This is a genomic window from Ensifer sp. ENS09, from assembly GCF_014852425.1.
In the GTDB taxonomy this organism is placed as follows: domain Bacteria; phylum Pseudomonadota; class Alphaproteobacteria; order Rhizobiales; family Rhizobiaceae; genus Ensifer.
In genome coordinates, this window is sequence record NZ_JACVBP010000002.1 from 1,067,155 (window position 1) to 1,078,015 (window position 10,861).

At 63.3% G+C, this 10,861-nt stretch carries 11 protein-coding genes; all 11 read right to left on the reverse strand.

The annotated features are described in order from the left end of the window. Positions 1-100: 100 nt before the first annotated feature. The 11 genes from lnt to trpS all read right to left on the reverse strand — a co-directional run bounded on the left by lnt (position 101) and on the right by trpS (position 10,789). Positions 101-1,696, reverse strand: coding sequence for an apolipoprotein N-acyltransferase (lnt, locus tag IB267_RS13260; protein WP_192448009.1), 1,596 nt, complete (start codon positions 1,694-1,696; stop codon positions 101-103). 233 nt (positions 1,697-1,929) lie between these two features. Beyond that, entirely contained in the window at positions 1,930-3,090 is a 1,161-nt protein-coding gene (locus tag IB267_RS13265) for a hemolysin family protein (RefSeq protein WP_192448010.1), read from the reverse strand. 12 nt (positions 3,091-3,102) lie between these two features. Then, entirely contained in the window at positions 3,103-3,609 is a 507-nt protein-coding gene (ybeY, locus tag IB267_RS13270; protein ID WP_192448011.1) for an rRNA maturation RNase YbeY, read from the reverse strand. Positions 3,610-3,627: 18 nt separating this feature from the next. Continuing rightward, positions 3,628-4,683: a PhoH family protein gene (locus IB267_RS13275; protein WP_043615671.1), complete on the reverse strand. Its 1,056-nt coding sequence runs from the start codon at positions 4,681-4,683 to the stop codon at positions 3,628-3,630. Positions 4,684-4,710: 27 nt separating this feature from the next. Next, complete coding sequence (gene miaB, locus IB267_RS13280; protein ID WP_192448012.1) at positions 4,711-6,111, reverse strand: tRNA (N6-isopentenyl adenosine(37)-C2)-methylthiotransferase MiaB; 1,401 nt, start codon at positions 6,109-6,111, stop codon at positions 4,711-4,713. Between the two features lie 71 nt (positions 6,112-6,182). After that, on the reverse strand, positions 6,183-6,974 hold the full coding sequence (locus IB267_RS13285) for a 1-acyl-sn-glycerol-3-phosphate acyltransferase (protein WP_060519777.1): 792 nt from the start codon (positions 6,972-6,974) through the stop codon (positions 6,183-6,185). A gap of 155 nt (positions 6,975-7,129) precedes the next feature. After that, entirely contained in the window at positions 7,130-7,627 is a 498-nt protein-coding gene (locus tag IB267_RS13290) for a GNAT family N-acetyltransferase (RefSeq protein ID WP_192448013.1), read from the reverse strand. 6 nt (positions 7,628-7,633) lie between these two features. Continuing rightward, entirely contained in the window at positions 7,634-8,293 is a 660-nt protein-coding gene (tsaB, locus tag IB267_RS13295; RefSeq protein ID WP_192448014.1) for a tRNA (adenosine(37)-N6)-threonylcarbamoyltransferase complex dimerization subunit type 1 TsaB, read from the reverse strand. Positions 8,294-8,394: 101 nt separating this feature from the next. Next, complete coding sequence (locus IB267_RS13300) at positions 8,395-8,961, reverse strand: NifU family protein (protein ID WP_043615659.1); 567 nt, start codon at positions 8,959-8,961, stop codon at positions 8,395-8,397. Between the two features lie 106 nt (positions 8,962-9,067). Continuing rightward, positions 9,068-9,559, reverse strand: coding sequence for a universal stress protein (locus tag IB267_RS13305; RefSeq protein WP_043615656.1), 492 nt, complete (start codon positions 9,557-9,559; stop codon positions 9,068-9,070). A gap of 165 nt (positions 9,560-9,724) precedes the next feature. Next, positions 9,725-10,789: a tryptophan--tRNA ligase gene (gene trpS, locus IB267_RS13310; protein WP_192448015.1), complete on the reverse strand. Its 1,065-nt coding sequence runs from the start codon at positions 10,787-10,789 to the stop codon at positions 9,725-9,727. Positions 10,790-10,861 lie beyond the last annotated feature (72 nt).

The following is a 10,861-nucleotide window of genomic DNA, read 5'->3' on the forward strand; positions in this document are numbered from 1 at the left end:
GAGACCTACGCTCACCGAAGCGACCGCCAGGGTGATAAGGACAGAGCCAGCACAACAAGGACGATGGTGCGGACCACTATGCAATTTTAGGGGTTTTAGGTCAATTCTTCCTAATATTAAAACCAACACGCGAAAACACTGCAACCAGAAGGAGGAAGATCGCACCCAGCCAGAAAACGCGGCTTCGCATAGCGTCGTCCAACGGGGTAGGCATCCTTCCCGGCAGAAGTGTGTCGACCACTCCCCTATAATTGTAGGATAATCCTACCATTAAAACCCCACGTGCATCAACAATTGCTGATATACCGCTGTTGGCGGCGCGGACAAGGGGGGTGCCAGTTTCTACGGCCCGTAATTGTGCCTGATGAAAATGCTGGCGCGGGCCCGGCGTATCTCCGAACCAGGCGTCGTTGGTGATATTGAGAAGCACATCGGCCCGGCGCGCGGCCCCGTCGATCTCATCCGGGAAGATCGCTTCGTAGCAAACGAGCGGATAGAGCGTGCGGCCGCCGGGCAGCGTCAGCAACGAACGGCTCTTTGCCGCGGTGAACCCGCCGGGCATCGACGCGGCGACAGAACTCAGCCCCCAGGACGACAACAGATCCTCGAAGGGGAGATATTCGCCGAAGGGCACCAGATGAACCTTGTCGGCAGCACCGATGATCTGACCCCGGCCGTCGATCATGTAGATCGAATTGTAGTAGCGGGGCGGCAGGCCGGCACCGGCATCCTCCACGCGCACGGCACCGGCAACCAGGATCTGGTCGTCGTCGAGCACCTCGGCGATACGGGCCAGTGCGTCCGGATTGTCGGTGAGGATGAAGGGGATCGATGTCTCGGGCCAGACGACGATATCCGGCCGCTTGCCGTCTTTCTCCGGAGCGACCGCGGTCAGGGCCAGATGCTCCTCGAACACGTCGGCACGTTCGCCGTCATCGAGCTTCTTTGCCTGATCGATCACCGGCTGGACGAGGCGTACGGTCAGCGGCGGTTCAGGCGAGGCCGGCGCCGGCTGCGCCAGGCGGTAGAAGCCGAAGCCCACATGGGCGGCAAAAAGCACGACGGCAAGCGAAAGTCCGATCCGGCTCCCCCGGCCCGTTGCGATCAGGGCGGGCGCGGCGAAAACGAAGACGGCGAGCATGTTGATGGTCGCGAGATTGACGACGCTTGCCGACTGCATCATCAGCGGCATCGGCATGGCCGCATAGCCGATCGCATTCCAGGGAAAGCCTGTAAAAAGGAAGCTGCGAAGCCATTCGGCAAGGCCGAAGCCGAGGGCGAGTGCGGCGATACGCCCGACGCCGTCGGACCAGAACAGGCGGGCGATCAGCGTCGCCAGCGCATAGAAGAGCGCGAGAAAAGCCGGCAGACCCACGACGGCGAGCGGCAGCGCCCAGGCAAACTCATCGGCCTCGACGAGCAGGGCATTGCCGAGCCACCAGAGACCCCCGAGGAAGTAGCCGAAGCCGAACCACCAGCCGACAACCGCCGAGGGCCAGAGCCGCCGGATGAAGCCACCATCCGGATTTCCGGTCGCACCATCAAGCAACCAGACGAGGATCGGGAAAGCGACGAAAGCAAATGCGAAGATGCCGAAGGGCGGCTGCGCCAGAACCGCGATAAGCCCCGCGAAGAAAGCGAGCGAAGCCCGGGGAAACCCGGAAAGTAACATCACCCTGCCAGCCAGTCTTACCATGCAGCCTCCAGTCGATCCCGCCGCCTGCCACGGCGGAGGAGCGCAACAACACCCGAATCAATCGGGGCCAGTCTTCCAAAAAACCGGCTGCTTGTCCCCTTTCGGGGCTGGATTAGGCGCCAAGCCAAGGTGCCCCGGCCCTTGATCAGTACTTACGACACGGGCGTGGGAGACATCGAAGGTAGGCGAGAGAGGGTATCCCGCACGCGCAAAGACGCGCGGGAACCGGACGATTATTGTTCGTCCGCCGTTGCCTCTGGCGCGGCTGCACCGTTGGCGCGATTGATCGCTCCGGCCTCTGCAATCGTCTCGCCTTCCGGCCGCAGAACGCGGCGGCGGGCGGGCGGGCGCTTGCGCATGATGCGGACGCGCTTCACGCGGCGCGGATCGGCATCGAGGATCTGGAACTCGAAGCCCGGGATCGCCTGGACGACCTCGCCGCGCACAGGAATGCGGCCAAGCGAGGCGAAGATCAGGCCGCCGAGCGTGTCGACGTCTTCGAGCTGTTCGCGCACATCGAAGTCGGGACCGATTGCCGCGGCGATCTCTTCCAGCTCGACACGGGCGTCGGCGATAAAGACATCATCCGAGGTGCGCGCGAACATGACTTCGTCATCGTCGTGCTCGTCCTCGATGTCGCCGACGACCATCTCGACGATGTCTTCGAGCGAGACGAGACCGTCGGTTCCGCCATATTCGTCGATGACGAGCGCCATCTGGATACGGGCCGCCTGCATGCGCTGCATCAGGTCGGAGGCCAGCATCGATGGCGGCACGAAGAGAAGCTGGCGAACGATGCCCGCCTCTTCCAGCGACTTGCCGAGATCGACGCGCGCAAGGTCGAAACTTGCCTTGGGCGAGCGCGGCGTCTTTTCGGACGCAGCTGTCGTCGACGCCTGGGCCTTGCCGTTGCGCCGGCGATTGCGGGCCTGCTTGGTGACGTAGGACAGCAGGTCGCGAATGTGGACCATGCCGCGCGGGTCATCGAGCCCTTCGCTGTAGACCGGCATGCGCGAGCGGCCGGATTCCTCGAAGATCACCATCAGCTCGCCGATAGTGATGCTCTGATCGACCGCCTCGATGTCGGCGCGGGGGACCATCACGTCCTCGACCCGGACCTCGCGGAAGCGCAGGATGTTGTTGAGCATCGCCCGTTCGCCAGGCGAAAAGACCGTGTTGCTGTCGGCATCGGTCTGCAGCGCGTCAGCAAGATCCTCGCGCAGGCTCGATGGACTTGCGCCGCGCAAAAGGCGCGCGGCCCGGCTCCAAAAGGTGGAAGTGGATTTCGTGCCCTCGTGTCGAGTGGCGGTGCTACTACTGCCCGCCTCCGCCTCTCCGGAGGCATCGGCCTCCTCGGTCGCCAGCGCGACGGGCTGTGTTTTATAATCGCTCATCGGTCCAAACTGTTAATCCGGGGTACGATCCCCGTAGGGGTCAGATAAGCCAAGACGCGCCAAAATGCGAGTCTCCAGGCTTTCCATTCTTTCGGCTTCGTCATCTTCCATATGATCATAGCCGAAAAGATGCAGGAATCCATGCACGAGAAGATGCGTCAGGTGCTGATCGAAGGACTTGTCGAGCTCCACCGCCTCGCGCTCGAGCGTCTCGCGAGCAACGATGATGTCGCCGAGCATCGGCCCGGGCATCTTTCCGGGCGTCACGGGAAAGGCGGGGAAGGACAGAACGTTGGTCGGTTTGTCCTGGTTGCGCCACTCGGCGTTGATCGCCCGCATGGAGGCGTCGTCGGTGAAGACGAGCGAGAGCTCCGGCGCCACCTTCGGCAGCGGCTGCTTTTCTTCGCTTGCAAGAAAGGCTGCCGCCGCTTCGAGCACGGGCGACGCGAAGGCGAGCAACGCCTCTTCGTCCGGCCAGTTGCCCTCTTCCACGCTGATCTGGATATCCAATGCCGTCATGATCGCAGCGACCGCCTGTCAGCGGTCGCCCTGCTCGCTTTCGTCGTGCACGGCCGTGTGGGACTCGTAGGCCCTGACGATGCGCGCCACCATCGGATGGCGGACGACGTCGGCATCCTTGAAGCGGACGACCGAGACGCCTTCGACGCCTTTCAAGATCTGCAGCGCCTCGACCAGGCCCGACTTGACGCCACGCGGCAAGTCCACCTGGCTCGGATCGCCGGTGACGATCATCCGGCCGTTTTCACCCAGGCGGGTCAGGAACATCTTCATCTGCATCGATGTGGTGTTCTGCGCCTCGTCGAGGATGACGGCGGCATTGCCAAGCGTACGACCGCGCATGAAGGCGAGCGGCGCGATTTCGATGACACCGGCGGTAATGGCGCGTTCGACCTTGTCGCCCGGCATCATGTCATAGAGCGCGTCGTAGAGCGGCCGAAGGTAAGGATCGACCTTCTCTTTCATGTCGCCCGGCAGGAAGCCCAGGCGCTCGCCCGCCTCGACGGCAGGACGCGACAGCACGATGCGGTCGACGGCGCCGCGCTCAAGCAGCTGTGCGGCATGGGCAACGGCAAGATAGGTCTTGCCGGTACCGGCGGGGCCTACGCCGAAGACCAGCTCCGAGCGCTCGAGCGCACGGATATAGGCATCCTGCGTCGGCGTGCGCGCGGCGATCGTCTTCTTGCGCGTCGAAATCTGCGCCATTGTCAATTTGGCTTTACGCTCCATGGTCGGCAATTGTAGCTGATCGTCGGCGGCAACCGCCATACGGATCGCGCCCTCGACATCAGACGTATCGATCGACGCGCCGCTCTGCAACCGCCCGTAGAGATAATCGAGAGCACGGCGGGCCTGGTTGGTGGCGACGACGTCACCCGAGATCGCGACGGAATTGCCGCGCGGCCGAGCGTCGATGCGCAGGCGCTCTTCGAGAAGTTTCAAGTTCTGATCGAACTGGCCGAAGAGCTCGCTGGCGAACCGATTGTTCTCGAAGGTCAGCACGAAGTGATTGGCGTCTGTCGCAGTGGTTTTCGACTGGCGCGTGGATGAAGAGATCAATTCGTGTCCGTTCAAGCGGTTCAGGCTCCTTGTTTTCGGTCCTTACCCGATCATCTCCGCAAACAGGCTGTTCGGCCCGGCCTTGATGATTCGCACCTTGATAATGTCACCGATTTGCGATGCTTTTGCATCAACATTCACCGGCTGCAGCCACGGCGAACGCCCGACGAGCTGGCCGGGCATGCGCCCTTCCTTCTCCAAGAGCAGGTCGATTTCGCGGCCGACGCAGGACTCGGCAAAGGCGCGCTGCTGAGAAAACAGCAAAGCCTGCAATTTTTCCAAGCGCTTGGCTTTCACGTCCTCGGGAACCTGGTCGCCGAGCTCGGCGCCCGGCGTGCCGGGACGGGTCGAATATTTGAACGAAAATGCCTGTGCATAACCCACGGCCTCGACGAGGCGCATGGTGTCTTCGAAGTCCTCATCGGTCTCGCCTGGGAAGCCGACGATGAAATCGCCCGACAGGGCGAGGTCCGGCTGGACGGCGCGGATGCGCGCGATCAGCGCCAGATATTCCGCCGCCGTATGCCTGCGGTTCATCGTCTTCAGGATGCGGTCGGAGCCCGACTGCACCGGCAGGTGCAGGTAGGGCATCAGCTTTTCCATCGAGCGATGCGCCTCGATCAGGCTGTCGTCCATGTCGCGCGGATGGCTGGTGGTGTAACGCAGCCGGGCAAGGCCCTCGATCTCGCCAAGGCGTAAAAGCAGGTCGCCAAGGCCCCATTCGCGGCCATCGGGCCCGACGCCATGCCAGGCGTTGACGTTCTGGCCGAGCAGGGTGATCTCGCGCACGCCGCCCTCGACCAACTTCTCCGCCTCCGAGACGATCTGGGCGACGGGGCGGGAAACCTCGGAGCCGCGCGTATAGGGCACGACACAGAAGGTGCAGAACTTGTCGCAGCCTTCCTGAACCGTGAGGAAGGCGGTGACGCCGCGCAGGCGGGTCTTTGCCTTGTCGGGTGCCGGCAGGTGCTCGAACTTGTCTTCGACGGCATAGTCCGTCTGCACGACGCGCTCGCCGCTGCGGGCGCGCTTCAGCGCCTCGGGCAGGCGGTGATAGGTGGTCGGGCCGATCACGAGATCGACGGCGGGCGCGCGCCGCAGGATCTCGTTGCCTTCGGCCTGCGCGACGCAACCGGCAACGCCGATCACCATCTCGCGGCCTTCCTTGGCCCTTTCCTTCTTCAGGTCGCGCAGGCGGCCGAGTTCGGAATAGACCTTCTCAGCCGCCTTCTCGCGGATGTGACAGGTGTTGAGCAGCACGAAGTCTGCGTCTTCCAGCACGTCGGTCGAGACATAGCCGTCGCGCGACAGGGCGTCCGTCATGCGGTCGGAATCGTAGACGTTCATCTGGCAGCCGTAGGTCTTGACGAAGACCTTGCGGGCCGGGGCGCGCTCGTCGCCCGTGGCGGGCGTCGTCGACAGAAGGGCAGTTTCCTGGGTCATGCCGGGTTCTTTAGTGCAAAGTGGTCGGAAGTTGAAGTATTTTCGGCGCAGCCGCCCTTGCCCGGGACGTCTCAGGCCCGCCCGCGCAGACGATCCGACAGCATGCTGCGGATGCGTTGCTCGACCGTACGGCTCACTTCCTTGCGATTGGTGTGGCGGTCGTAGTCGATCGCCTCACCGAAATCGACATCGACCTCGATCGCGCCCTCGCGCAGGATGCCGAGCAGATGCGGCACCAGTTCGGTATCGCCCGGCCAGGCGGCGATCGGCCGGTTGAAGCGGCCCATCGGCATGCCGTGGATGCCGGTATAGGAGATCGCGACCGGCTGCACATGCACGAGACCGGTCGGCGAATGCGGCACGGCGGACGCGGCCGCTCCGAAAAGCGAGGTCTTGATCTCCAGAAGACGGTTGCCGTCCGAGGTCGTCCCCTCGGGAAACAGCACGACGATTTCGCCGGCGGCCATGCGCTCGCCGATTTCGCTCACCTGCTTGCCGGTCGAGCGCTTCTGTTCACGCTCGACGAAAATCGACGCCTGCAGCCGGGCAAGCACGCCGAAGACCGGCCAACCCTTCACCTCGGACTTGGCGACGAAGACGACGTCGGCAACCGAGGAAAGCACCAGAATGTCTTTCCAGGAGGCATGGTTGGCGCAGATCAAAAGCGGCCGGCGGCGATCCGCCATTCCGTGGACGCGCACCTTGATGCCGAGAAGGTAACAGGCGAGCCGGTGCCAATATCGCGGCAGACGGCGCCGGGGTTTCAGGTCAAGCCAGAGGCAGACGACCTGGATCGGCATCAGCACGAGCGAAACCAGCGCCAGAAGCGCTGCGAAGATCGCGATCCGTAGCCAATTGACCATCCGGGAAGAGTTTTCCTGCGCGAGACCTTGAGAATCGCGATGATCTTCAGCCGAACCGCGGCGCGATCATCGTGACCTGTTCCAAATTGGGTAAAGCCGGATGCGGGCGAAAGACCGCCTTGGCCTTCCTCATCCTGCTCCTGTCCGTGTCGGGACTAGCGAAGATCGAGCCGCATGACAAGCGCGGCGGTCCGCTGGCCGGCCTTGTCCTGGTAATAGGCGCGGCGTTCGCCGACCTTGTTGAAGCCAAGCTTACGGTAAAGCCCGATTGCCGGCCCATTGGTCTCGTCCACTTCGAGGAACAGGGCCTCGGAGCCCTTGACCAGCGCTTCGCGCATCGCCGCCTGCATCAACCGCCAGCCGAGACCGGAGCGGGCATAACGCGGCTCGACGCCGATCGTCAGGATTTCCGCCTCGCCGGCAACCGCACGCGACAGGACAAACCCACCGAAGGCCGGGCGGAAGCTGCCATTGGTCTGCCGGGCGACAAAGCCGAACACCGTTTCCTGCACCAAAAGCGCATGGATTTCGCCATCGCTCCACGGGGACGCGAAACGCTGACGATGCAGCGCCGCCGCGGCGATCAGGTCCGCTTCCTCCAGGGGGAAGATATCGAACTCGGTACGGCGGGTGAAGTAATCGGTAAAGCTCATCTCGGTCTATGCTCGGGCAATCGCGAAGCCCGCCTGCGGCTTGGCGTCGGGGCCTCTGAGATATAGCGGACGCGGCTTGGCCGAGGCTGGATCGGCAGCGGCTCCAAGGGCGGCAACCGCGGCAACATCGATGAGTTCTGAAGGTTTGGACGGCAGATCGTCAGCAACGAGATGCGCGCCGGAGCCGCCAATGACGCCGTCGAAATCGGCGAAGCGTTCGCGGGCACTTTCGACGGAGAGGGCTTCGGGCTCGCCTGTGGCACCGCCGGTCGCATCGAAAGCCTGGAGATAGACCTCGTCCCGCTTGGCGTCGATGGCAACGAGGACGGGCTTTCCGGCAGCCGTGCGGCGCAGCCCCTCGGCGACGACGGCAAGCGTCGAGACGCCGACGGCGGGTTTGCCGAGCGCCAGAGCCAGGCCACGAGCGGCCGCGACGCCAACGCGAATGCCGGTGAAGGATCCCGGGCCGACGGTGACGGCGATACGGTCGATAGCGTCAAGCGACCGGCCGGACGCAGCCAGCGCCTCGTCGACGAATTCCATCAGCCGCTCGGCATGTCCCTTGCCGAGATCGGCCCCGGAACGCCCGAGCACGGCTTCCGTTTCGCTGTCATAGACGGCAACGGAGCAACCGGAACCGGACGTGTCGAGCGCAAGTACAATCATTTCAACGCAGGATCTTTCAGACGCCACAAGCCGCAAAGCCGATCGGGCTTTGCGGCAAAATCGATACGCGAAACCGGCGCGCCGGACAGGCGCGCGCTATTTTACACGGCCTCGACGGCCTCCACCTCGGGAACGAAGTGGCGCAGCAGGTTCTGCACGCCATGCTTCAGCGTCGCGGTGGACGACGGGCAACCGGAGCAGGCGCCCTTCATGTTGAGGAACACAGTCCCGTCCTTGAAGCCGCGGAAGGTGATGTCGCCGCCATCCTGGGCGACGGCCGGACGCACGCGGGTTTCCAAGAGTTCCTTGATCGTGGCGACGATCGTCTCGTCACCCTCGTCGAAGAACTCGTCTTCCTCGTCGGACTGCTCGGCGCGGCCGCTGCCAGCCATGATCGCCTGGCCCGACATGAAGTGCTCCATGATCGAACCGAGGATCGCCGGCTTCAGGTGCTGCCATTCCTGGCCTTCCTTGGTGACGGTGATGAAATCGTAGCCGAAATAGACGCCGGTGACGCCGGGGATCGAAAACAGCCGTGCCGCAAGCGGCGAGCCGGCGCGTGCTTCTTCCTCGTCGCGGAATTCGGCCGTGCCGTTTTCCAGGACGACCTTGCCCGGCAAAAACTTCAGCGTCGCCGGGTTCGGCGTGGCTTCGGTCTGAATGAACATGTCTGTCTCCGTTTCGCCGGGAGCGCCATCCGCCCAGCTTTTTAGAATAATTCAAAAGAATATAGGAGCATGGCTCTCGGCTCGCAAGAGCGCATAGCGACGCAGGTCAGCTAAGCGCGTCGATCTCCTCATCCGTCAGGGCATCGGGGATGACCGTCACGGGGATCGGAAAGGCCGCGGCCTTGCCCGCAATGGACGACACCAGCGGACCGGGGCCTTCCTTCGCCGAACCGGCTGCCAGGACCAGAATGGCGATATCGCGATCCTCTTCGATCGCCGCGTGGATCTGATCGGTCGCCGTGCCCTCGCGGATGACGACTTCCGGCTCGATACCGATGCGCTCGCGCACCGACTGGGACACCTTGGCGAGCGTCGCCTCGGCCTCCTCGCGTGCTTCCGCACGCATGATTTCCTCAACCCCCAGCCATTGCTGGAAGTCGCCGTCGGCGATCACATAGAGCAGGACGAGGCCACCGTTGGAATTTTTGGCTCGCATGCCCGCATAGTGCACGGCGCGCCCGCATTCCGGGGTATCGTCAATCACCGCCATGAATTTGCGGCGATGTCCTTCAAGTCGAGAGAGTCGGGTCGAGACCATAGGGTGAACAATACATCCCGCGCGAGCCGCCGCAAGGTCTGATTTTTGCGTTTCAGACGAGGACACGGAAAAGTGCCCGAGGCTTCCGGTCGAGGTTCACTTCGGCTGGTGAAAGCCGACCATCAAAATGAAATTGGGTCCGGGAGTTCCCCGGACCCAGTCAATTTACTGCAGGAAGCCGATGATTTCGCGCACTTCGCGCATCGTCTTTTCTGCCCGCGCCCGCGCCCGCTCGCCGCCATCCCTGAGGATCGCGTCGATATGGGCGGTGTCGCCCATCAGCCGGCGCATCTCAGCCGTGATCGGCGAGAGAACCTCGACCGCGAGATCGACCAGCGCCGGCTTGAAGACCGAGAACTGCTGTCCACCGAACTCGGCGAGCACCTGCTCCTTGGTCTTGTCCGACAGCGCCGCGTAGATACCGACGAGGTTTTCGGCTTCCGGACGGCCCTTCAGGCCGTCCACTTCGCTCGGAAGCGCGTCCGGATCGGTCTTGGCCTTGCGGATCTTCTTCGAGATCGTCTCCGCATCGTCCATCAGGTTGACGCGCGAGAGATCGGACGGGTCCGACTTCGACATCTTCTTGGTGCCGTCACGCAGCGACATGACGCGCGGCGTCGCGCCACCGATCAGCGGCTCCACCGGCGGGAAGTAGGCATGGATCGGCTCCTCACCGACGACCATGTCGACACCGCAACCGGCGCTGCGGATATGCTCCATGAAGTCGATGTTGAACTTCTGGGCGATGTCGCGCGTCAGCTCCAGGTGCTGCTTCTGGTCGTCACCGACAGGAACATGGGTGGCGCGATAGACGAGGATGTCGGCCGCCATCAGGCTCGGATAGGCGAGCAGACCGAGCGAGGCGTTCTCGCGGTCCTTGCCGGCCTTGTCCTTGAACTGCGTCATGCGGTTCATCCAGCCGATGCGGGCGACGCAGTTGAAGATCCAGGCGAGTTCCGCATGCTGCGGCACGGCCGACTGGTTGAAAACGATGTGCTTCTTCGGGTCGATGCCCGAAGCGATGAAGGCGGCGGCGATCGAGCGGATCTGCCCCTTCAGATCCTCATGCACGAGCTGCGCGGTGATCGAGTGCAGGTCGACGACGCAGTAGATGCAATCGTTGTTTTCCTGCAGCGCCACGAACTTGCGGATCGCGCCGAGATAATTGCCGAGATGGAGATTGCCCGTCGGCTGAACGCCGGAAAATACGAGCGGCTTGAATTCGTTCATGTCGTCCTCAATAGGCTGGTGGAGGGCCCCAGGGCCGGCTGGCCCATGTTGCTAACGGCATGGCTTATGCAC